This is a genomic window from Modicisalibacter ilicicola DSM 19980 (assembly GCF_900128925.1).
Classification (GTDB): domain Bacteria; phylum Pseudomonadota; class Gammaproteobacteria; order Pseudomonadales; family Halomonadaceae; genus Modicisalibacter; species Modicisalibacter ilicicola.
Map to the genome: position 1 here is coordinate 108,179 of NZ_FQUJ01000013.1, position 21,310 is coordinate 129,488.

Here is a 21,310-nt window from a genome sequence, read left to right on the forward strand (position 1 = left end):
GGAAGGCATGCGCCCACGCTTGGTTACGATCGCTCTGATCGCCATCCTGTCGACGGCTTGTCAGAGCACGGCATCCGGTCCTTCTGCGACGGCTCTCGACGACCCCCTGGCCTCGGCTCCACCGGTTACCCGAGGGCTCGACGCCCAAAGCCTGGCGACGCTACTCACCGCCGAGCTCGCCGGGCAGCGCGACGACTTCGATCGTGCGGCGCGCGGCTATCTGGAAGCCGCCGAGCGCTACGCCTCCCCGGCTCTGGCCGAGCGTGCCGTGCTCGCCGCCCGCTACGGCGACGATCGTGCACTGCTGCTGCGCGCGGTACGACGCTGGCGCGAGTTCGACCCGAACAGCGAGGCACCGGCTCGCCTGCTGGCCGGGCTCGCCATGGAGCAGGGCGACTGGCAGGGCAGCCTGGAACAGCGCCTGGCCCTGGCGGAGCGTGGCGACCAGGGCGACCTGATCACTTTCGTCGAGGCCGCCATCGAAGAGCAGGCGGACCTGGCCACGCTTCGCGACACGCTGCATCGCTTCCTCGACGAGCACCCCCGGCACGGCGAGGCCATCGTCGCCACGGCCTTGCTCGAGGCGGCCTTGGGCGACACCCGACGAGCGGAGCGCCGGCTGGCCGATCTTGCCAGGGTGCAACCTGAGATGCCATCGGTGTGGCTGGTGCGAGGTCGGATCGCCCTGCAGGAAGGGCGATCTGCCGACGCCCGCGATGCCGCCCGGCGTGGCCTGGAAATCTCGCCCAACGACAGCCGCTTCGTGCTGATGCTCGCCCAGGCCCAACTGCGCCTGGGAAATGTCGGCGCCGCCGAGGCGGGACTCGACACCCTTCTGGAACGCCATCCGGATGCGCCGCAACTGCGCCTCGCCCTCGCCCAGCTCTATATGGAAGAAGGCTACAATGCACCGGCACGACGCCTGTTGCTGCCGTTGATCGACAACGATCCGGCACCGCCGGCCGCCTATATCCTGCTGGGCGCCATTGCCGACGAACAGGACGAGGTCGACAATGCCCTGCTCTACTACCGTCAGGTGCCGCCCGGCGAGGGGTTTCTCGAGGCACGGCTGCGTGCGGCTCGGATGCTGATCGAGGCGGATCGCCTGCCGGACGCCCGGGACTTCCTGAACATCGAGCGCCTGCGCCATCCAGAGAGGCGCAGCGAGCTGGTGGGACTCGAGATCGACCTGCTCGACGAACAGAACCTGTCGGAGGATGCCATGGCGCTGCTCGATCGGCAGATTCGGCGCCACCCCGACGACACCCAGCTACGCTTCCTGCGCTCCATGCGTCACTACGAGCGCAATGACCTGGCGGGCATGGAACGCGACCTGCGCGCCATCCTCGAACGCGACCCCGACAACGCCATGGCCTTGAACGCCCTGGGCTACACCCTGGTCGACGTCACCCAGCGCCACCGGGAAGGCCTCGAGCTGATTCGACGGGCCCACGAACTGGAGCCCGAGAGCCCGGCGATTCTCGACAGCATGGGCTGGGCCTATCACAAGCTGGGGGACAACCAGCGCGCCCTGCCCTACCTGCGTGACGCCTATGCCGCCCAGCCGGATCAGGAGATCGCCGCGCATCTGGCCGAGGTGCTCTGGTTGCTCGGACGCCAGGAAGAAGCGCGTGCCGTGATCGCCGACGCCCTGGAGCGCTTCGACGAGCGCCCCAAGATAGACGAACTGCTCGAACGCCTCCCCGAGCTGACGCCCGGCGATACCGCAGACATGGATGATGCCCCGTGACGCGACTGCTGCCTCTTCTGACAGGCCTGATTCTCCTGGCAGGCTGTGCCACCCAGGCCCCGACGCCCGAGAGCCCGCGGGAACGCGGCGACTGGTCCGCGCAGCTCGACGCGCTGGAGTCCCTCGATCGATGGCGCCTGGCCGGCAAGGTCGGGCTGCGTACCGCGCAGGACGCCACCAGCGCCAATCTCGACTGGCACCAGGCCCCGCGTCATTACCGCATGCTGATCAGCGGCCCCTTCGGAACCGGCCGCAGCGTGCTCGAGGGCTCTCCCGACGGCGTGACGCTGACCACCGGCGACGGCCGCTTCTCGGCACGGACCCCCGAGCAGTTGATGCAGGAGCAGCTCGGCTGGTCGCTGCCGATCTCGGCCCTGGACAACTGGGTGCGTGGCCTGCCCGCGCCGATCGTGGCCCATGACATGCAGACCGACGAACGCGGCTTTCCCGAGCGGTTGCGCCAGGCAGGCTGGACCATCGAGTACCGCGACTGGACCTGGGCACCGGGGCTGAACGGCGGCCTGTGGCTACCGCGCCGCCTGGTGATGACCTTCGACGACCTGCGCGCCACCCTGGTGGTCAATCAGTGGCGCCCCGCCGACGCCACCGCCTCGCCATGAGCGAGCTGGTCCTGCCGGCGCCGGCCAAGCTCAACCGCCTGCTGCACATCACCGGTCGACGCAGCGACGGCTATCATGAGCTGCAGACCCTGTTCCAGTTTCTCGACCATGGCGACACCCTGCGCTTGCGCCGCCGCGACGACGCTGCCGTCACCCTCGATACCCCCCTCGGCGAGGTGGCCCGGGACGACAACCTGGTGGTGCGCGCTGCCCGGCTGCTCCAGGCCGAGACCGGCTGCGGCCTGGGAGCCGACATCCATCTCGACAAGCGCCTGCCCCTGGGCGGGGGCTTGGGAGGCGGCAGCTCCGATGCCGCCACCACCCTGCTCGCCCTGAACCGTCTCTGGAGTCTCGAGCTGAGCCTCGAGCATCTGGCGGCCCTGGGGCTACGCCTGGGGGCCGACGTGCCGGTCTTCGTGCGCGGGCATGCCGCCTGGGCCGAAGGCATCGGTGAACGCCTGACCCCGGTCGAACTGGATACCCCCTGGTTCGTGGTACTCCACCCCGGCATAGAAGTGTCGACACCCCGGGTGTTCGGCGCCCCGCAATTGACACGAGACACCCCCCCCATTAGTATGGCGCGCGCACTGCAGGAGGGGCCCAGAACCTGGCGCAACGACTGCGAATCGACGGTGCGTCGGCTCTACCCGGCGGTGGACGAGGCCTTCGACTGGCTGTCCGGCTTTGCCCCGACCCGGTTGACCGGTACCGGCGCCTGTCTGTTCTGCAGCCTGCGGCACGAGGCCGAGGCCCGGAGGATACTGGAACACGTGCGTGACGGCTGGCACGCCTTCGTCGCACGGGGTTGCAACGTTTCGCCCCTCCATCAGGCACTGGGTCTATTCTGAGTGAGTAGAGCAACCCGGGTGGTCGCCGCGACAGATCGGTATCGCGGCACAGGGCGTATTGCTGGGGTATAGCCAAGTGGTAAGGCACCGGTTTTTGGTATCGGCATTCCCAGGTTCGAATCCTGGTACCCCAGCCATTCCCCGACAGGACTGCCGACATTCCTATCGAGATCCTCCAGGAGTCTGTCATGTGCAGCAGGCTCCCAGACTCCAAAGGTGGCTGCGCGTGTCTAAATTGATGGTTTTCGCCGGGAACGCCAATCCCGAACTCGCCCGCAAGGTGGCCGAATGCCTCGACAATCGGCTGGGTCATGCCACGGTCGGCCAGTTCAGCGATGGCGAGATCGCGGTCGAGATCAACGAGAACGTTCGTGGCAAGGACGTGTTCATCCTGCAGTCCACCTGCGCCCCGACCAACGACAACCTGCTCGAGCTGATCCTGATGGTGGATGCCCTGCGCAGAGCCTCCGCCACCCGCATCACCGCCGTGGTGCCCTATTTCGGTTATGCACGCCAGGATCGCCGGGTGCGTTCGGCCCGGGTGCCCATCTCGGCCAAGGTGGTCGCCGACATGATGGTCAAGGCCGGGGTCGATCGGGTCATGACCATGGACCTGCATGCGGATCAGATCCAGGGGTTCTTCGACGTGCCGGTGGACAACGTCTACGGCTCGCCGATCCTGCTCGACGACATCGAGCGCCAGAACTACGACGACCTGGTGGTGGTCTCCCCGGACGTGGGCGGCGTGGTGCGTGCCCGGGCCATCGCCAAGCAGCTCAACGCCGACCTGGCGATCATCGACAAGCGTCGCCCGCAATCCAACCAGGCCCAGGTGATGCACATCATCGGCGAGATCCAGGATCGCACCTGCGTGGTGGTCGATGACATGGTCGATACCGCCGGCACCCTGTGCAAGGCCGCCGAAGCCCTCAAGGATCATGGCGCCCAGCGCGTGGTGGCCTACGCCACCCACCCGATCCTCTCGGGGCCGGCGGTCGACAACATCCTCGGCTCGGTGCTTGACGAACTCGTCGTCGGCGATACCATCCCGCTTTCCGAGGTGGCGCGGCGCAGTGGCAAGATACGTCAGCTCAGCGTGGCGGGGCTGATCGCCGAAGCGATCCGCCGTGTCAGCAACGAAGAATCCGTGAGTGCGATGTTCCACTGATGTTCCACTAGGGCACCGCACTCGGATACGAAGCCCCAAGGGGCTCCCGGAAACGTCATCGCCTGGTCGCGGGGGTGGCGCTTTCCTCATTTCAAACCCACGAGGTTAACCAATGTCCGACTACAAACTGAACGCCAACGTTCGTCACGACCTGGGGAAAGGTGCGAGCCGCCGCCTGCGTCGTGAGAACCAGCAGGTCGCTGCCATCATCTACGGTGGCAAGAAGGCCCCGCAGCCGATCACCCTCGACAAGGCCGCCTTCTACAAGGCGATCGAGGAAGAGGCCTTCTTCTCCTCGCTGATCGACATCGACGTCGAGGGCAAGAAGGAACAGGTGGTCATCCGCGATCTGCAGCGCCACCCCTACAAGGCGCTGGTCACCCACGCCGACTTCCTGCGGGTGGACGCCAAGCAGGAGATGACCATGCACGTGCCGCTGCACATCATCGGCGAAGAAGAGTGCCAGGGCATCAAGGAGCAGGACGGCGTGCTGCACGCGCTGACTACCGATGTCGAGATCAGCTGCCTGCCCAAGAATCTGCCGGAATACCTCGAAGCCGATGTCAGCGGTCTCGCGCTGGGCGATACCCTGCACCTTTCCGACCTCAAGCTGCCGGAAGGCGTGACCATCGTCGCCCTGACCCATGGCGAGGAGCATGATGCCGGCATCGTCAGCATCACCCGCCCGACTCGCGGCACCACCGAGGAAGGCGACGCGGAAGAGACCGAGACCCCGACCGAGGTCGAGCAGCGTGCCGAGGAAGAAGCCGGCAACGAAGGCGACCAGGGCGAGGGCGAAGAGAAGTCCGAGTAACCCGGAAACTCTCCGGCTCACGAGCGTCAAGGCACCCGCATGCGCCAAGTGAAAGCGATCATCGGCCTGGGCAACCCAGGCGCCGACTATGCCGACACCCGGCACAATGCGGGGGCCTGGCTGGTAGAGGCCATCGCGCGCGACAGCCTCACACCGCTACGCATGGAGAAGAAGTTTCTCGGCCATTACGCCAAGGTCAACTTTGCCGGTCAGGACCTGCACCTGCTCAACCCGACCACCTTCATGAATCGCAGCGGTGCGGCTGTCGCCGCGCTTTGCCAGTTCTTCAAGCTCTCCCCCGAGGCGCTGCTCGTCGCCCACGACGAGCTGGATATCGCCCCGGGCACGGCCCGCTACAAGCAGGGCGGTGGCCATGGGGGGCACAACGGCCTGCGTGACACCATCAGCGCTCTGGGCAACAGCAATGCCTTCCATCGCCTGCGCATCGGCATCGGCCATCCAGGCAACGCCGGCCAGGTGGTCAACTACGTGTTGAGCCGACCGGGCAAGAGCGAACGCGCTGCCATCGAGGCCGCCATCGACGAATGCATCGCCACCCTGCCCGACGCCATCCAGGGCGAATGGGCCAAGGCGATGAATCGTCTTCACTCTTTCAAGGGCTAAGGAAGGGCTGAAGAAATCGGCGAGCGGTTCAAGCACAAGGCGCCCGGAGCACAGGAACCGGAGCATATGGGTATATGTGAGGATTCCGTCCGGGCTGGCGCACCAGCACCACGTAACGCAGTGCTTGAGACGCGTAGGCATTTATTCAGTGCTTCCCTAATTCCAGCCCGCGGCTATACCCAGCCTCATGAAGCGCGAAGACGCTATAAATCCGTCCATGGACGCTCGGCTTTTTCATCTGACCGCCAGGGATGGCGGAAATGCCGAAATTGCATGGAGCGCTTTTCGGCCCTGAAAAAGACGCTTCGCTTATTCATGAGCCTGGCGCCGCTACCTCCGTATCAGTATCGCGTCATGGCCGCTTTTCGTCATTTCCCGTAGAATGCCCGCCACTCTATTTTTCACCCGATCTTCAGGAACACCACCATGGGTTTCAACTGCGGCATCGTCGGCCTGCCCAACGTCGGCAAATCCACCCTCTTCAATGCGCTGACGAAATCCGGCATCGACGCCGAGAACTTCCCCTTCTGCACCATCGAGCCCAACACCGGCATCGTGCCGATGCCCGACCCGCGCCTCGACGCTCTAGCCGAGATCGTCAAGCCGCAGAAGGTGATTCCCACCACCATGGAGTTCGTGGACATCGCCGGGCTGGTCGCCGGCGCCTCCAAGGGCGAGGGGCTGGGCAACCAGTTCCTGGCCAACATCCGCGAGACCGATGCCATCGCCCACGTGGTGCGCTGCTTCGACAACGACAACGTCATCCACGTCGCCAATCAGGTCGACCCCAGGGCGGACATCGAGATCATCAACATGGAACTCGCCCTGGCGGATCTCGATACCGTCGAACGTGCCCTCCAGCGCCTGGCCCGGGTGGTCAAGGGCGGCGACAAGGACGCCATCGCCACCAAGGCGGTGCTCGATCGCATCCAGCCCCACCTCGCCGAGGGCCTGCCGCTGCGCAGCCTCGATCTCTCGGATGACGACAAGCGCCAGGTCAAGAGCTTCGGTTTCCTGACCCTGAAGCCGACCATGTACATCGCCAACGTCAACGAGGATGGCTTCGAGAACAACCCCTACCTCGAGGTGGTGCACGAGATCGCCCGGGAGGAGAACGCCGTGGTCGTGCCGGTGTGCAACCAGCTCGAGGCCGAGATCGCCGAACTCGACGACGAGGAACGCAGCATGTTTCTCGACGAGATGGGCATGGACGAGCCGGGTCTGGACCGGGTGATTCGTGCCGGTTACGCCCTGCTCGGCCTGCAGACCTACTTCACCGCCGGTGTGAAGGAAGTGCGCGCCTGGACGGTCAAGATCGGCGCCACCGCGCCTCAAGCGGCCGGCGTCATTCACACGGATTTCGAGAAGGGCTTCATCCGTGCCGAGGTGGTCGGCTACGACGACTTCGTCACCCTGGGGGGCGAACAGGGCGCCAAGGATGCCGGCAAGTGGCGGCTGGAAGGCAAGGAGTACATCGTCCGAGATGGCGATGTGATCCATTTCCGCTTCAACGTTTAAGGAAACACTGAATAAATGACTGCGCGACTCAATCACTGCGTTACGCAGTGCTGGTGCGCCAGCCCGGACGGAATCCTCACATATACCCCATATGCTCCGGGCGCCTTGTGCTTGAACCGCTCGCCGATCTATTCAGCGCTGCCCCGCTAATGACGAAACCGTTCCATTTGATGCTTTCTACATGGAGTGAATAATTGACGGATCATGCGCTTATGCGTAAGATTCGCCTCCGTTGGACGGCTACGTAGCTCAGCTGGTTAGAGCACATCACTCATAATGATGGGGTCCCCTGTTCGAATCAGGGCGTAGCCACCACGACGAATGCGAAAAGCCCGACAGGCGAGAATGCCTGTCGGGCTTTTTTCGTTCGCCATCGCGGATTCTTGCCTAGCGCGTCATCCGCCCCATCAAGCGCGGCTCCTGCTCCAGAACGACGCCGAACCGCGCCTGCACCGTGTCGACCACGCGCCGCGCCAGGGCCAGCAGCTCGGCGGCGCTGCCGCCGCCATGATGGACCAGCACCAGCGCCTGACGATCGTGAACCCCCACCTGACCCTCGCGCAGTCCCTTGAGGCCGCACTGGTCGATCAGCCAGCCGGCGGCCAGCTTGACACCGCCGTCGTCAAGCGGGAAATGCGGCATCTGGGGATGCCGTTCGAGCAACGCCCGGGCCCGCTCGGCGGACACCACCGGATTCTTGAAGAAGCTGCCGGCATTGCCGAGCACCGCCGGGTCGGGCAGCTTCTCGCGACGCACCGCGCTGACCGCGGCGACCACCTCGCGGGCGGTGGGCGTCGCCCCCAGGCGCCTGGCCAGGTCGCCATAGTCGAGTCGTGGCCGGGCGCGTCTTGAAACGCGCAGCACCAGCCGGGTGATGACCACGCGATTCTCCAGGGCGTGCTTGAAGACGCTGTCACGATAGCCGAAGGCGCACTCCTGCCGACCCAGGATGGCCTCGCGGCCGTCCTCGAGATGCAGCAGGTGCACCCGTTCGAACACATCCGCCAGCTCGACACCGTAGGCACCGATATTCTGGATCGGTGCCGCGCCCACATGCCCGGGGATCAGCGCCAGGTTCTCGATACCCCACAGGTTGCGCTCGGCCAGGGCCTCGACGAGAGCATGCCAGTTCAGGCCGGCACCGGCGTGCACCAGCACGTCACCCTGGCCTGCTTCCTCGAGGCGCAGATCGGCAAAGGTCGGCTGCAGCGTCAGCCCCGGCAACCAGGGCTGCACTACGAGATTGCTGCCACCCCCCAGCACCGTCAGCGGCCAGTCGCGCACCACCGCCTGACGCAAGGCGTCCCGTATCGTCGCGACATCGTCGGTGGCCAGGAAACGCTCGGCACGACAGGGCAGGCCCAGCGTGTTGGCCGAGGCGAGCTCGACGTCGCGACGGATCATGTGCGGCCCAGACGCCTGCGCAGCTCGTCGATCAGGCCATCACTGGCAGCCTCGATCAGGTCCAGCACCTGCTCGAAACCTCGCTCGTCCCCGGTGTAGGGGTCCGGGATCGCCTCGCCGGCACGTCCCGCAAAATCGAGAAAGAGGCCGACGTGAGCGTCGCTGCCCGCGGGACGCCGCGCTTCGAGCTCCGCCAGGTTCATGTGATCCATGGCCAGCAGGTAATCGAAGCGGTGAAAGTCCTCTTCACTCAACTGGCGCCCGCGCAACCCACCGAGATCGACACCGCGCCCCCTGGCGGCAGTGACGGCGCGCGGGTCCGCCGACTCGCCGATGTGCCAGTCGCTGGTGCCGCAGGAGTCGACCTCGACGTGTTCCGCCAGGCCCGCCTTTTCGAGACGCGAACGAAAGACGCCTTCGGCGGTGGGAGAACGGCAGATGTTGCCCAGGCAAACGAACAGAACTCGCATACGAGACCTCACAGCGTATTCGAACCTCATGGAATGGGATGATAGGCGCACGCGCTCCAGATCGGCGGGGGTGTCCACCCCTGGCGGGGGGGGGTCAGCGCTCAGCGCCACCTGAATGACATGGCCATGATGCAGCGCCCGCAGCTGCTCGAGCTGCTCCACCTGCTCCAGGGGACTCGGCAACCAGTCGACGTAGTCGGCCAGGAAGCCGGCACGATAGGCATACAGCCCGATGTGGCGCAGCCAGACGTCAGATTCGAGCCAATCCGGGCGCGTCGCGAAGTGCTCCCTGTCCCAGGGAATGGGAGCACGCGAAAAGTAGAGTGCGCGCCCCTGCAGGTCGCGCACCACCTTGACCACATTCGGGTTGAACAGGGTATCGATATCGGCGATCGGCTCTGCCAGAGTGGCGATCGATGCCTCGGGGTCCTCCTCCAGGCGCGCCGCGACCTGATCGATGAGCGTGGCGGGGAGCAGGGGCTCGTCGCCCTGCACGTTGACCAGGATGGCCTCCTCGGCCAGGTCGAGGCACCTGGCCACCTCGGCCAGGCGGTCGGTGCCCGACGGGTGGTCGGCGCGGGTCAACACCGCCTCACCCCCGGCGTTCTCGACCGCTACGCGGATGCGCTCGTCGTCGGTCGCGACCACCACCCTCGTCGCCTGGCTCTGGCATGCGCGCTGCCAGACCCGCACCACCATCGGCAGTCCAGCGATATCCAGCAGCGGCTTGCCCGGCAGGCGCGTGGAGTGATAGCGCGCCGGAATCACCACCACGAAATCGCTCATGCCGTGGGCTTCCCGGGGCCGCCCCCCTGCTCGCCCCTCGGAAATCCAGGCTCCTGAGCGGCGGGCTTGTTGAGCTTTTCCTCGACCCCCATGACCCTAGCCTCCTCCTCGAGCATCACCGGGATGTCGTCCCGAATGGGAAAGGCCAGGCCGTCGAAATGGCATTTCAGTTCCGCCTGCTCGCGGTCGTACTTGAGCTTGCCCTGGCAGAGCGGGCAGACCAGTATGGCCAGTAGTTCCTTATCCATCACATACCTCACCCTTAGCAGATTGAAGCGTCTCGAGCCGCCTTTGCAGCCAGTCACCGAAAGCCGGTTCAGGGCGCGCCTCGACATCCAACACCCAGCAGCGCGCATGGGCAAAGGAACGGCATTTCACCGCATCCTTGGCCGTCATGACCACCGGCCGGTCGTCGCCGAAAACCAGATCCGCGGCACCAAAACGATGGTGATCCGCCAGCGGATGCGCCTCGATCTCCAGGCCCAGCGCCTCGAGGGTGGCAAAGAAGCGCGCCGGGTGGCCGATGCCAGCCAGGGCGTGCACAGGGCTCGAGAACGGTCGTTGCTCGACAGGATAACAGACCCCGTCGAGGAGATGGCGCCAGCGCGATGGCCGCAGTTGCATCCCGTAGCCGGAGCGCGGAAGCGCTTCTGACGGCTCACCGTTGACGACGAGGGCATCGACCTCCGCGAGACGCGACAGCGGCTCGCGCAAGGGGCCCGCGGGCAGGCAACGAGCGTTGCCGACCCCCCGCTGGCCATCGACCACCACCAGCTCGATGTCCCGCCCCAGCGCCAGGTGCTGCAGGCCGTCATCGGCGATCACGATATCGCAGCCGATATCGATCAGCGCTCGTGCCCCTCGCGGGCGGTCCGGGTCGACCACCACCGGCAGGCCGCTCTGCTGGGCCAGCATCAGCGGCTCGTCGCCTGCATGGGCCACCGGGGAGTCGATGGCGACATGAAAGGGATAGTGCGGGGCCCTGCCGCCATAGCCCCGGGAGACGATGCCCGGGTGCCAGCCCCGTTCGTGCAGCCAACGCCCCAGCCAGGCGACCAGGGGGGATTTTCCGGTGCCGCCCAGGGTGATGTTCCCGACCACGATCACCGGCACGGGCAAGCGCTGCACCGTCTTGCGCCCGGTCGCGTAGGCCTGGCGACGCCGGGCCACGGCACGCCGATAGAGCCATTCGACGGGGCGTAGCGCCTTGAGCCAGCCAGCGTCGCGGTAGCCGGCATCGACCCAGCGACTCACGCACTGGCCTCCTGGAACTGCAACCGATAGAGCGCGGCGTAGGCCCCGTCATGCGCCAGCAACCGGTCGTGAGTGCCGCTTTCGACAATCTCGCCCTGCTCCATCACCAGGATGCGATCGGCACGCTCGATGGTCGACAGACGATGGGCGATGACGAAGGTGGTGCGGTCGCGGCAGACCTCTTCCAGGGCCTGCTGGATGTAACGTTCGGATTCGGTATCCAGCGCCGAGGTGGCCTCATCGAAGATCAGGATGGGTGAATCCTTGAAGATCGCCCGGGCGATGGCCAGGCGCTGGCGCTGGCCACCGGAGAGCATCACGCCGTTGTCGCCGACCACGGTATCGAACCCCTTGGGCAGGCGTTCGATGAATTCGCTGGCATAGGCGGAATCCGCCGCGGCCTTGATGCGTTCCTGACTGGCCTCGGGAACACCATAGGCGATGTTGGCGGCAATCGAGGCATTGAACAGCGTGACCTGCTGCGAGACCAGTGCGATCTGCTGACGCAGAGGCGACAGGCGATACGCCTCAAGGGCCACGCCATCGATCGTGATTCGCCCGGCGGTCGGTTGATAGAAACGCAGCAGCAGGTTGACCAGGGTCGACTTGCCGCTCCCGGAGCGCCCCACGATGGCGATCATCTCGCCGGGCGCGATGTCGAGGTCGATACCCTTGAGCACCTCGGGCTGGTCGTCAGCGTAGGCAAAGCGCACCCCTTCGAAACGCACCCGCCCCTTCAATCGCGTCGGCATCACCTCGCCGTCGTCGGTTTCGGGGGGCACTTCGAGCAGTCCGAACAGTTCCTGGGACGCCGCCAGCCCCTTCTGGATGACGCTGTTGATCTCGGTGAGCTGCTTGACCGGTTTCGCCATCAGCGCCGCAGCGGTGATGAAGGCGACGAATTCCCCCGCGGTCATGTTCGCCATCAGTTCCGGCGACATCGCCAGCCATACCAGGCCGGCCAGGGCCACCGCCACCAGCAACTGGATCACCGGGGTGCTCACGCCCTTGGTCAGTGCCTCTTTCAGGCTCTGCTCGCGATTGTAGTTGCTGGCCCTGGCGAAACGCCGCTTCTCGTACTCCTCGGCGCCATGGGTACGCACCACGCGATAACCGGAGAGGGCCTCGGAGGCCACGTGGGTGACATCTCCCATGGAAGTCTGGATGCGCCGCGAGATGCGTCGAAAGCGCTTGCTGGCAATACGCACCACCAGGCCGATCAGGGGTGTCACGGTCAAGAAGACCAGGGTCAGCAGCCAGTTGGTCCACAGCAGGTAGCCGATCAGGCCGATGACGAACAGGCCCTCGCGCAGCAGGATGGTGATGGCCTTGGTGGCCGCGCCGGTGACCTGCTCGACATGATAGGTCACCCGGGAAATGAGGTGGCCGCTGGAGTGGGCGTCGAAGAAGCGCCCGGAGAGATGCAGCATGTGATTGAAGACGTCGCAGCGCAGTGCATGGACCACGTTGCGCGCCACGTTGCTCATGAAATAGGTACCCAGGAAGGTGCCGACCCCCCGGGCGGCGAACATCCCGATGACGAACAGCGGCAGGAACACGCGAAAGGCGGCATCGGGGTTCTGTATGCCGTCGATCAGACGCTTCATCATCTCTGCCAGGGCTGTGCTCGAGGCCGCGTAGATCGCATACCCGAGCACGGCCAGGGCAAAGTGCTTCCAGTAGGGCTTGACGTAGCCGAGCAGGCGTCGATAGAGGGTCCAGCTGGTCGCTTGGGTCACGGCATCTCCAGAGTGTCGGGGGCGATGGCTGCCGGTTGCCGGGTGGCAATGCGCACGCGCCGGATGCCCAGGGCCGCGGCCTGATCCAGGGCGGTGACCACCGCCTCGTGGGTGGCGCGGGCATCCGCCTCGATCACCAGACCATGCTCCCGGGCGCTCGCGGCCTGGGTCGCCAGGGCGTCGCGCAAGACCTGGGCAGAGGAAAGGGTCTGCTCGCCCAGGCGGTACTCACCGGCCCGGGTGATCGATAGCGTGACCGGCGACGTGTCGCTCGCGGTGGCGCTGTCGCTTTGCGGCAGGGTCAGCTCCAGAGCCTGCCGGGTGTCGAAGGTGGTCGAGACCATGAAGAAGATCAACAGCAGGAATACCACATCGATCAGCGGCGTCAGATTGACGTCCACCGACTCCTGGCGATGGCGTGCGAACTTCATGCGCGTTGCTCCCTGCCCCCGCGCCGGTCGAGAGAGTCCCGGCGCTCGGCCAGGGTCAGCTCGCCGCCATGGTGCGCCAGCTGCTCGACCACCTGTCCCGCCTGCTGTTCCATGCGCACGGTGATATCCTCGACCCGGCGCTGGAAATAGCGATGGAACATCAGCGCCGGAATCGCCACGACGAGTCCCGCGGCCGTGGTCACCAGCGCCTGGGAGATGCCACCGGCCAGATCGGCGGTGCGTTCGACACCCTGGGCGCTGACGATGACGGCGAACACCCTGATCATGCCGACGACCGTCCCCAGCAGGCCGATCAGCGGCGTGATCGAGGCGATGGTACCCAGTGGACTCAGGTAGCGCTCCATGTCGTGAATGACCGCCGTCGCCGCCTCCTGCAATCGCGAGCGCACCTGCTCCTGGCCGAAGCGCGCGTTGCGCAGGCCCGCGGCGAGCACCGCGCCCAGCGGCGAATGCGCTTCCAGCCAGTACAGGTCGACCTGCCCCTGGCGGATGCGTTCGCAGACCTCCTGGCCCAGCCCGGTGGGCGCGATACGCGTGGCACGCAGGCTCCATAGCCGTTCGATGACGATCACCGTGGCCAGCAGCGAACAGCCGAGTATCGGCAGCATCAACCACCCGCCCACCATCAGTGCGTCGAACACTTCCATCGGTCATGTCTCCTGCCCGTGCGATCCGGCGTCACCGGTCCTCTGCCTAGGGCGGCGATTCTACCGCATGACAGCCACCTTCGACACCAGCACCCGCTCCCGGCAGACGGCGCTGGGGAGTCGCCTCGATCACTTGCGCCCTGCCCAGCCACAGGGTCAGCGCGCCATCGAGCGCGGTATTCCACAGACAGCTGCCGGCGTTCCGGAAGCGACGCACCACCTCGGCATGCGGATGGCCATGGGGATTGCCGCGCCCGGCGCTGAAGATCACGTGGCGAGGCCGCGCCGCCGCCACCCAGAGGGCGGAAGAGCTGGTACGACTGCCATGATGCCCCGCGATCAGCACGTCGATGCGCTCCTCGAGAACCCGCGCAACCCGGGCCTCGACCGCCGTTCCCGCATCACCGCTGATCAGCAGGCGTTGTCCCCCGGCTTCGACCAGCAGCACGCAGGAACGGTCATTGCTGGCGAGTGCTTCAGGCTCTTTCTCCGGCCACAGGAAACGGAACTCGACGCCATCCCAATGCCACCCTTCGCCTGCCCGGCACGGGAGGGCCGGCGCATCGAGAGACGCGAGTACCGGCCCCCACCACCGGAGGACGACGTGGTCTTCTTCCAGCGCCGCCACCCCGCCGGCGTGATCATTGTCGCCATGACTGACGATCACCCCGTCGAAGCGCTGGCCCGGGGGCCACAGGGTCGCCAGCGGCATGAACCCGGAACCGAAGCGCGGGCCCGTGTCGTAGAGCAGCCGGTGCCGGGCGGTGCGCAGTTCGATCAGTTGCCCCTGCCCCACATCCTGCACACGCAGCCGCAGCTGCCCCTCGGAGAGCGCCGGGGGCGCCAAGCACAAGCCAAGAATCAGCAGGGATGCACTTCCCACCCAGCGCAACGATCCGCTCAACCCCGGCAAGGTCCATAGCGCCGTCAGCAGGACCAGCCCCCCTGCGACCGGCAACCTCTGCCAGGGCTCGGGATACCATAACGGCGCCCAGCCCACCACCGCCTGCAGAGTGGCATGAACGCCCGAGGCCAGGACAGAGAAGAGCGCCCAGCATGACTCGGCAAGAGGCGGCACGCCGGCCAGCAGCCATCCCAGCAAGCCCAGCGGCACCATCAGGCTGCCGACCACGGGCACCGCCAGCAGATTGATCAAGGGCGCGGCGGGTGCCAGGCGGTCGAAGGCAAACAGGACCGCGGCTGCCATCAGGGGTGCCAGCAGACACTGACTGCGCAGCAAGGCCACGAACCAGCCGCGCCAGCCTCGGGGTCGGGCCCGCCCTTGCCAGGCCAGGATCAACAGGCCCACGGCGATGAACGACAGCCAGAGCCCGGGGCGCCATGCGGCCAGCGGATCGACCAGCAGGATGATCGCCAAGGCCAGCCACCAGCCTTGCCACGGTCCGGGCGCATGACGGCCACTCGACACCCAGAGCCCCACCAGGGTCATGATCATGGCGCGCAGAGCAGGTGGCTCGAGACCGGCGAGCCAGGCGTATCCCACCGTTGCCATGGCCGCACTCCACCAGGGCCAGGCCGTCATGCGCCAGCTTCGCGGCGTCACCAGGCGCGCGATCCCGCGGGAGAGAAGCAGCATGAAAGTGGCTGCCAGGCCGACATGCAGACCCGAAATCACCATCAGATGGGTGGTACCGCTGGCGTTGAGCAACTCCCAGTCACCCCGGGTCAGGCGCTCGCTCGCCCCCAGGGAGAGCGCAGCCAGCCAGCGTCGAGGCAGTCCTTCGGCGACGTGTCGATCGAGATAGGTCAGCGCCTGTGCTTGCATGCTACCCGGAGCGGCCCGCAGGCGTCGTGGCGGCGGCACGTCACGCACGTAGCCGGTGGCATCGATGCCTTCGCGCCACAGCCAGGCGGCATAGTCGAAGGTATGGGGATTGGCGAAGCCGCCGGGAGGACGCAACCGCAGGGTCAGCGTCCAGGTCTCGCCGGTCTCGAGTGGCGGGGCGTCGTACCAGGTGACCCGTGCCTGGCTCAATCGGTCGCAGCCGGGGCGCCCGCGCTCCAGGGGACGACAGGCCTTCAGGGCCAGGCGCAGGCGCTGGACACCGCCCTCGTCACTCGCTTCGACGATTCGCGCGGTGACGGCGACGTCCGTGCCCGCCAGCCCCGCGGGGAGCAAGGCGCCTCGGGCCGTGAGCACTTGCCCGGCGCTCACGGCCAGCGTCAGCACCAGCACCGCCAGCACGTACCGCGAAGCCGCGATCGTCACCAGCAGTGCCACGCAGATAACGGCAAACAGGCCCGCCGGCGCGAGGGCCCCCAGGAGGGTCCCCGACAGCGCGGCCAGGGCCAGCGGCATGGCCAATCCCATGAGCCTTCTCGTGAATCGTTTGCCGTCGAGCCGTGGCAGGACGACAGCCAACTATGGATAATGGTTCGGGATCACAGCCAGCGAGCGAAACCATGCTGCGCCGACTGCTTCAGCGCCACATGCCTCATCAGGAAACCCTGAAGCGCAACCGCTCGCTGCGCTTCATGGGTCCTGTCATCGCCAACACATCGCTATGGGTGCTGACACGTCGTTCCGTGGGCAATGCCTTCATGGTGGGGCTGTTCTGCGCCCTGCTGCCGATCCCTTTCCAGATGGCCCTGGCCGCCTGTGGCGCCTGGTTGCTGCGCTGCAACCTGCCGCTGTCGGTGGGCCTGGTATGGCTGACCAACCCGCTGACCATGCCGCTCATCTTCTATGGAAACTATCGGCTGGGAACCTGGCTTCTTGATACGCCCGTCCAGCCGGCCCCGGATCATCTGAGCACTCACTGGTTCGCCGCCCAGATGGTCGACATCCTGCCGATACTCTTTGTCGGCTCGCTGGTGTCGGCGATGGTGATCGGGGTCCTCAGCAATGTCCTGTTGCGCCTGGTCTGGCGCTGGCAGGTCGCACGCAGCTGGAAGCGCCGCGCCCGGCGGCGCTGCTCGCAGCGGGAAGCCCTCCACCAGAACACCCTCGCCAAGCCGGAGCTCGTCGCGCCTTCGCGGCACCCCGCCAAGCGCAGTGGCCCTTCCAGACCTTGAGCGCCGAATGTCGCCTCCCTGACCTCAGGAGGCCAGCAGGCGCCCTCCGTCCAACTTGAGCACGCGATCCTGATGCGCCGCCAGGCTCGGGTCATGGGTCACGATCACGAAGGCACAGGCGGTGGAGCGCGCAAGCTCGTCCATCAACCCCAGGATGTTCGCCGCAGTGGTCTGATCGAGATTGCCGGTGGGCTCGTCCATCAGCATCAGGCTGGGGTCGGTGATCAGCGCACGGGCGATGGCCACGCGCTGACGCTCGCCGCCGGAGAGTTCGCCGGGCTTGTGATCGCCGCGCGGCGCCATGCCTACCCGCTCGAGGATGGCCATTGCTCGCTGCTCGGCATCACGGCGCTTGACCCCGCGCACGATCAAGGGCAGAGCGGCATTCTCGCAGGCGGTGAACTCGGCAAGCAGATGGTGAAACTGGTAGACGAAGCCGATATGGCGGTTGCGAAAACGTCCCATGGCAGCATCGTTCAACGCCGCCAGGGGTTGGCCGGCGACGTGCACTGCGCCTCGGCTTGGATGGTCGAGCCCACCCAGCAGGTTGAGCAGAGTGGTCTTGCCCGACCCGGAACTGCCGACCACGGCGACACGCTCCCCGGCTCTCACCTCGAGATCGAGCCCATCCAGCACGGTCACGTTCTGAGGGCCTTCGTGATAGGTGCGAGTGAGGTCCCGACATTCGAGCATTACTGGCTGGGTATCACTGGTCATCACGGGACTCTCACTCATAGCGCAATACTTCGGCAGGCTGGATGCGGGCCGCACGCCAGGCTGGATACAGGGTGGAAAGGAAGCTCAGCCCGAAGGCAGCCGCCACGATCGTTCCCACATCGCTCCAGTTGAGCCGCGATGGCAGGTAACTGATGAAGTAGACGTTGGGGTCGAGGAACTGGATGCCCGACACCGTCTCGAACCAGGCGATGATGTCGGCGACCGACAGTGCCAGGGCGATCCCCAGGGCCACGCCGATGGCGATGCCGATCACCCCGATGGACAAGCCCTGGACGATGAAGATGCCCATGATCGACCGGGGCGTGGCGCCGATGGTGCGCAGGATGGCGATATCCGCGTGCTTGTCGGTCACTACCATGACCAGGGTGGAGACGATGTTGAACGCCGCCACGGCGACGATCACCATCAACAGCAGCCCGATCATGCGTTTCTCCATCTGGATCGCCTGGAACAGGTTGCCATGTGTGAAGGTCCAGTCCATGCCACGATAGCCATAGCCCAGTTCGTTGAGGATGGCCTGGGTCTCCTCCTTGGCCCGGAACAGATCGTCGAGCTCCAGGCGCAGCCCTCCCACGGCATCACCCATGCGCGCCAGGGTCTGCATGTCCTCGAGGTTGGCATAGGCCAGGTTGGCATCGAGATCGGCGCCGACCTTGAAGGTACCGGTGACATTGAAGCGCTTGAGACGCGGAAACACCCCGCCCGGGGTAATCGAGGCCTCGGGCACCAGCAGCGTGACGCGATCGCCCACGCCGACCCCGAGATTTCGCGCCAGGAGGTCGCCGAGCACGATGTTCCACTCTCCCGGAGCCAGGGCGGCGAGGCTGCCCTGCTGCATGTGATCGCCGATGATCGACACGCGACGCTCGTAATCGGGCTTGATGCCGTAGACCATGGCGCCCTCGTTGCGCCCGCCTACCGAGAACATGCCCTGCTGGTCCACGTAGGGCGCGGCACCGACGACATGCTCGCGCTGGCTCAGGCGTTCGGCCAGGGCCTTCCAGTCGGTCATGCCGTTCTGCGCCTCGATCCGCGTGTGCGGCACCATGCCCAGCACCCGGGAGCGCAGCTCATGATCGAAGCCGTTCATCACCGACAGGACCAGGATCAGCACCGCCACGCCGAGCATCAGCCCCAGCATGGAAGTCAGTGAAATGAAGGAAATGAAGTGATTGCGTCGCTTGGCGCGTACGTAGCGCAGCCCGATCAGAAAGGGTATACGGTCCAGCATCGATGTCGATTCCTCGTCAGCAGGCGCCCATGGTACGGTTTTTCCTGATTGACTGCACCGGCTGCACAAACACTGCAACATTGCTTGCAAGCCGTGCCCCGTTGTCTAGAATGCCGCGACCACGCTCGATATCCTCGTTCGCAGCTTCCTAAAGGTTTGCGGAGACGCTCCATGGCCCAGCGCCTACTCCCCGAATGGCACCCCCAGGATGCCGTGCAGCTCACCTGGCCGAGCGCCGACAGCGACTGGGCCCCCCTGCTCGCACGCATCGAGGCGACCCTCGACGCGATGGTGGTCGCCATCACCCGCTATCAGCGCGTGCTGATCGGCACGCCCGACCAGGCGACGCATGAGCGCCTGGCCAGAACCTTCCACCGGCTCGGTGTTCCCGCCGATCGATTGATGTTGATCGAGGCGCCCGCCGACGACACCTGGGCCCGGGATCATGGCCCCATCGCCGTGGAGCGTGATGGCCAGCCGGTGCTGCTCGATTACCGGTTCACCGGCTGGGGCGGCAAGTTTCCCGCCGAGCGTGACGATGCCCTGACCGGCCGGCTGCGCGATGCCGGGATGTTCTCGGCCGCCGTCGAATCCCGCGACCTGGTGCTGGAAGGCGGTGCCATCGAGACCGACGGCGAGGGCACGCTATTGACCACCGAGGCCTGCCTGCTCAATCCCAACCGCAACCCTCGCCTCGACCGGCAGGCCGTCGAGGCACGCCTGAACGAGGACCTGGGCATCGAACGCTTCCTGTGGCTGAAGCACGGCCATCTGGAAGGGGACGACACCGACAGCCATGTCGACACCCTGGCACGCTTCTGCGATGTCCGGACCATCGCCTACGTCCGCTGCGACGATCGAGCCGATGCCCATTATCCCGCACTGGCCGCCATGGAAGAAGAACTCATGGCGTTGCGCCAGCGCGATGGCTCGCCCTATCGATTGATCCCGCTGCCCTGGCCGCGGCCCTGTTTCGACCCGGAAGACGGCCATCGCCTGCCGGCGACCTATGCCAACTTCCTGGTCATCAACGGCGCGGTGCTGGTGCCGGTCTATGGCGACGCCGCCGACGCCCGTGCCCTTTCCAGACTGGCCACCGCGTTTCCGGGGCGGGATATCGTGCCCATCGACTGTCGCAGCGTGATCCGCCAGCACGGCAGCCTGCACTGTTTGACCATGCAGTTGCCCCGGGGCACATTGAACCGTCCCGACCCGACAGACGAGGAGCATTGAGATGAGCAAGACCCTCAAGGCAGGACTGGTCCAGCAAGCCGCCTGGCCAGACAAGGCGCGCAGCCTGAACGAGAGCGAGGCCGGGATACGCGAACTGGCCGAGCGCGGTGCGGAGCTGGTGCTGCTGCAGGAACTGCATGCCACCCACTACTTCTGCCAGGGCGAGGATGCCGCCCTCTTCGATCTCGCCGAACCCCTCGACGGTCCCACCGCCACGCGGCTGGCGGAACTCGCCCGGGAACTGGACATCGTGCTGGTCGGTTCGATCTTCGAGCGCCGTGCCGCGGGCCTCTATCACAATACCGCCGTGGTAATGGACCGCGCTCGCGGTCGGGTCGGTCACTATCGCAAGATGCACATCCCCGACGATCCCGGTTTCTACGAGAAGTTCTACTTCACCCCGGGGGATGCGGATGCCGAGCAGGGGTTCGAACCCATCGACACCTCGGTGGGGCGCCTCGGCCTGCTGGTGTGCTGGGACCAGTGGTACCCGGAGGCGGCGCGACTGATGGCCCTGGCCGGCGCCGAGCTGCTCCTCTACCCCACCGCCATCGGCTGGCATCCGCCGGACGACCTGCCCGAGAAGGGTCGCCAGAAGGACGCCTGGACGATCGTCCAGCGTGCCCATGGCGTGGCCAACGGCCTGCCGGTGCTGGTGGCCAATCGGGTCGGTTTCGAGGCTGATCACAGCGGCGTCAACGAAGGCATCCATTTCTGGGGCGGCAGCTTCATCTGCGGCCCCCAGGGTGAAATGCTGGCCCATGCCGGCGACGAGGCCGAGAACCTGCTGGTCGAACTCGACATGAGCCGCAGCGAGGACGTGCGACGCATGTGGCCCTATCTTCGCGACCGCCGGATCGATGCCTATGGGGAGCTGACCCGGCGCTATCGGGATCGCTGATCCGGAGGCCCGTGGAAGCCCGGTTTACCGGGCGATGGCGACACCTCTTATCGCTCGCTGAAGCGAGCTCCCACGGG

At 66.1% G+C, this 21,310-nt stretch carries 20 protein-coding genes, 2 tRNA genes and 1 pseudogene; 12 read left to right on the top strand and 11 right to left on the bottom strand.

The genetic code is table 11. The features are described from left to right. Positions 1–7: 7 nt before the first annotated feature. From BUA41_RS14345 to BUA41_RS14385, 9 genes are all read left to right on the top strand, one after another. Complete coding sequence (locus tag BUA41_RS14345; RefSeq protein ID WP_072824075.1) at positions 8–1,750, top strand: tetratricopeptide repeat protein; 1,743 nt, start codon at positions 8–10, stop codon at positions 1,748–1,750. Continuing rightward, positions 1,747–2,370 carry a lipoprotein insertase outer membrane protein LolB gene (gene lolB, locus BUA41_RS14350; RefSeq protein ID WP_072824077.1) on the top strand — a complete coding sequence of 208 codons (624 nt, stop codon included), beginning with the start codon at positions 1,747–1,749 and terminating at the stop codon, positions 2,368–2,370. Before BUA41_RS14345 ends, lolB begins: the two co-directional genes overlap by 4 nt. After that, complete coding sequence (ispE, locus tag BUA41_RS14355) at positions 2,367–3,218, top strand: 4-(cytidine 5'-diphospho)-2-C-methyl-D-erythritol kinase (RefSeq protein ID WP_072824124.1); 852 nt, start codon at positions 2,367–2,369, stop codon at positions 3,216–3,218. The genes lolB and ispE overlap by 4 nt, the downstream gene beginning before the upstream one ends. A gap of 62 nt (positions 3,219–3,280) precedes the next feature. Continuing rightward, positions 3,281–3,355, top strand: a tRNA-Gln gene (locus tag BUA41_RS14360). Positions 3,356–3,444: 89 nt separating this feature from the next. Then, positions 3,445–4,386 carry a ribose-phosphate pyrophosphokinase gene (locus tag BUA41_RS14365; RefSeq protein ID WP_175546985.1) on the top strand — a complete coding sequence of 314 codons (942 nt, stop codon included), beginning with the start codon at positions 3,445–3,447 and terminating at the stop codon, positions 4,384–4,386. A gap of 112 nt (positions 4,387–4,498) precedes the next feature. Beyond that, positions 4,499–5,200 (top strand): 50S ribosomal protein L25/general stress protein Ctc, encoded by a 702-nt coding sequence (locus tag BUA41_RS14370; protein ID WP_072824081.1) that lies wholly within the window; start codon positions 4,499–4,501, stop codon positions 5,198–5,200. Positions 5,201–5,239: 39 nt separating this feature from the next. Beyond that, entirely contained in the window at positions 5,240–5,824 is a 585-nt protein-coding gene (pth, locus tag BUA41_RS14375; RefSeq protein WP_072824083.1) for an aminoacyl-tRNA hydrolase, read from the top strand. A 426-nt stretch (positions 5,825–6,250) separates the two neighbouring features. Further along, a complete protein-coding gene (ychF, locus tag BUA41_RS14380) occupies positions 6,251–7,342 on the top strand; it encodes a redox-regulated ATPase YchF (RefSeq protein WP_072824085.1) in 1,092 nt (363 codons plus the stop codon). 238 nt (positions 7,343–7,580) lie between these two features. Further along, positions 7,581–7,657 (top strand) — tRNA-Met (locus tag BUA41_RS14385). Between the two features lie 72 nt (positions 7,658–7,729). On the opposite strand, the gene murB is transcribed toward BUA41_RS14385, so the two are convergent. The 9 genes and pseudogenes from murB to BUA41_RS14430 form a co-directional block, all read right to left on the bottom strand. After that, a complete protein-coding gene (murB, locus tag BUA41_RS14390; RefSeq protein ID WP_072824087.1) occupies positions 7,730–8,746 on the bottom strand; it encodes a UDP-N-acetylmuramate dehydrogenase in 1,017 nt (338 codons plus the stop codon). Then, on the bottom strand, positions 8,743–9,216 hold the full coding sequence (locus BUA41_RS19300; RefSeq protein ID WP_175546986.1) for a low molecular weight protein-tyrosine-phosphatase: 474 nt from the start codon (positions 9,214–9,216) through the stop codon (positions 8,743–8,745). The genes murB and BUA41_RS19300 overlap by 4 nt, the downstream gene beginning before the upstream one ends. A gap of 45 nt (positions 9,217–9,261) precedes the next feature. Beyond that, a pseudogene (kdsB, locus tag BUA41_RS19305) lies at positions 9,262–10,002 on the bottom strand (3-deoxy-manno-octulosonate cytidylyltransferase); the annotation flags it as partial. After that, positions 9,999–10,250, bottom strand: coding sequence for a Trm112 family protein (locus tag BUA41_RS14405; protein WP_072824089.1), 252 nt, complete (start codon positions 10,248–10,250; stop codon positions 9,999–10,001). The pseudogene kdsB and the gene BUA41_RS14405, both read right to left, overlap by 4 nt. Continuing rightward, a complete protein-coding gene (gene lpxK / locus BUA41_RS14410) occupies positions 10,243–11,256 on the bottom strand; it encodes a tetraacyldisaccharide 4'-kinase (protein ID WP_072824091.1) in 1,014 nt (337 codons plus the stop codon). Before lpxK ends, BUA41_RS14405 begins: the two co-directional genes overlap by 8 nt. Next, on the bottom strand, positions 11,253–12,995 hold the full coding sequence (gene msbA / locus BUA41_RS14415) for a lipid A export permease/ATP-binding protein MsbA (RefSeq protein ID WP_072824093.1): 1,743 nt from the start codon (positions 12,993–12,995) through the stop codon (positions 11,253–11,255). The genes lpxK and msbA overlap by 4 nt, the downstream gene beginning before the upstream one ends. After that, entirely contained in the window at positions 12,992–13,426 is a 435-nt protein-coding gene (locus tag BUA41_RS14420; RefSeq protein ID WP_072824095.1) for an ExbD/TolR family protein, read from the bottom strand. Before BUA41_RS14420 ends, msbA begins: the two co-directional genes overlap by 4 nt. Beyond that, positions 13,423–14,094 carry a MotA/TolQ/ExbB proton channel family protein gene (locus tag BUA41_RS14425; protein ID WP_072824097.1) on the bottom strand — a complete coding sequence of 224 codons (672 nt, stop codon included), beginning with the start codon at positions 14,092–14,094 and terminating at the stop codon, positions 13,423–13,425. The genes BUA41_RS14420 and BUA41_RS14425 overlap by 4 nt, the downstream gene beginning before the upstream one ends. Positions 14,095–14,140: 46 nt before the next feature. Further along, a complete protein-coding gene (locus BUA41_RS14430) occupies positions 14,141–16,426 on the bottom strand; it encodes a DNA internalization-related competence protein ComEC/Rec2 (protein WP_072824099.1) in 2,286 nt (761 codons plus the stop codon). 92 nt (positions 16,427–16,518) lie between these two features. Here BUA41_RS14430 and BUA41_RS14435 point away from each other — a divergent pair, with 92 nt between their 5' ends. Then, positions 16,519–17,130: a DUF2062 domain-containing protein gene (locus tag BUA41_RS14435; protein WP_072824101.1), complete on the top strand. Its 612-nt coding sequence runs from the start codon at positions 16,519–16,521 to the stop codon at positions 17,128–17,130. Between the two features lie 24 nt (positions 17,131–17,154). Here BUA41_RS14435 and BUA41_RS14440 read toward each other — a convergent pair whose 3' ends face one another. Further along, entirely contained in the window at positions 17,155–17,847 is a 693-nt protein-coding gene (locus BUA41_RS14440; protein WP_139249140.1) for an ABC transporter ATP-binding protein, read from the bottom strand. 10 nt (positions 17,848–17,857) lie between these two features. Continuing rightward, positions 17,858–19,099 carry a lipoprotein-releasing ABC transporter permease subunit gene (locus tag BUA41_RS14445; protein ID WP_072824105.1) on the bottom strand — a complete coding sequence of 414 codons (1,242 nt, stop codon included), beginning with the start codon at positions 19,097–19,099 and terminating at the stop codon, positions 17,858–17,860. A 171-nt stretch (positions 19,100–19,270) separates the two neighbouring features. Here BUA41_RS14445 and BUA41_RS14450 point away from each other — a divergent pair, with 171 nt between their 5' ends. Beyond that, positions 19,271–20,332, top strand: a complete 1,062-nt coding sequence (locus BUA41_RS14450; protein WP_072824107.1) for an agmatine deiminase family protein — start codon at positions 19,271–19,273, stop codon at positions 20,330–20,332. A gap of 1 nt (position 20,333) precedes the next feature. Continuing rightward, a complete protein-coding gene (locus BUA41_RS14455) occupies positions 20,334–21,233 on the top strand; it encodes a carbon-nitrogen hydrolase (protein ID WP_072824109.1) in 900 nt (299 codons plus the stop codon). Positions 21,234–21,310: the final 77 nt, after the last annotated feature.

What these genes read in the sequence shown, in the direction of transcription:
- BUA41_RS14430 (WP_072824099.1), bottom strand. Translation starts at nt 16,426, where the DNA reads ATGGGATTGGCCATGCCGCTGGCCCTGGCCGCGCTGTCGGGGACCCTC.
- BUA41_RS14435 (WP_072824101.1), top strand. Translation starts at nt 16,519, where the DNA reads ATGCTGCGCCGACTGCTTCAGCGCCACATGCCTCATCAGGAAACCCTG.
- murB (WP_072824087.1), bottom strand. Translation starts at nt 8,746, where the DNA reads ATGATCCGTCGCGACGTCGAGCTCGCCTCGGCCAACACGCTGGGCCTG.
- BUA41_RS19300 (WP_175546986.1), bottom strand. Translation starts at nt 9,216, where the DNA reads ATGCGAGTTCTGTTCGTTTGCCTGGGCAACATCTGCCGTTCTCCCACC.
- BUA41_RS14370 (WP_072824081.1), top strand. Translation starts at nt 4,499, where the DNA reads ATGTCCGACTACAAACTGAACGCCAACGTTCGTCACGACCTGGGGAAA.
- BUA41_RS14440 (WP_139249140.1), bottom strand. Translation starts at nt 17,847, where the DNA reads ATGACCAGTGATACCCAGCCAGTAATGCTCGAATGTCGGGACCTCACT.
- BUA41_RS14345 (WP_072824075.1), top strand. Translation starts at nt 8, where the DNA reads ATGCGCCCACGCTTGGTTACGATCGCTCTGATCGCCATCCTGTCGACG.
- ychF (WP_072824085.1), top strand. Translation starts at nt 6,251, where the DNA reads ATGGGTTTCAACTGCGGCATCGTCGGCCTGCCCAACGTCGGCAAATCC.
- BUA41_RS14445 (WP_072824105.1), bottom strand. Translation starts at nt 19,099, where the DNA reads ATGCTGGACCGTATACCCTTTCTGATCGGGCTGCGCTACGTACGCGCC.
- pth (WP_072824083.1), top strand. Translation starts at nt 5,240, where the DNA reads ATGCGCCAAGTGAAAGCGATCATCGGCCTGGGCAACCCAGGCGCCGAC.
- ispE (WP_072824124.1), top strand. Translation starts at nt 2,367, where the DNA reads ATGAGCGAGCTGGTCCTGCCGGCGCCGGCCAAGCTCAACCGCCTGCTG.
- BUA41_RS14425 (WP_072824097.1), bottom strand. Translation starts at nt 14,094, where the DNA reads ATGGAAGTGTTCGACGCACTGATGGTGGGCGGGTGGTTGATGCTGCCG.
- BUA41_RS14420 (WP_072824095.1), bottom strand. Translation starts at nt 13,426, where the DNA reads ATGAAGTTCGCACGCCATCGCCAGGAGTCGGTGGACGTCAATCTGACG.
- BUA41_RS14455 (WP_072824109.1), top strand. Translation starts at nt 20,334, where the DNA reads ATGAGCAAGACCCTCAAGGCAGGACTGGTCCAGCAAGCCGCCTGGCCA.
- BUA41_RS14450 (WP_072824107.1), top strand. Translation starts at nt 19,271, where the DNA reads ATGGCCCAGCGCCTACTCCCCGAATGGCACCCCCAGGATGCCGTGCAG.
- BUA41_RS14405 (WP_072824089.1), bottom strand. Translation starts at nt 10,250, where the DNA reads ATGGATAAGGAACTACTGGCCATACTGGTCTGCCCGCTCTGCCAGGGC.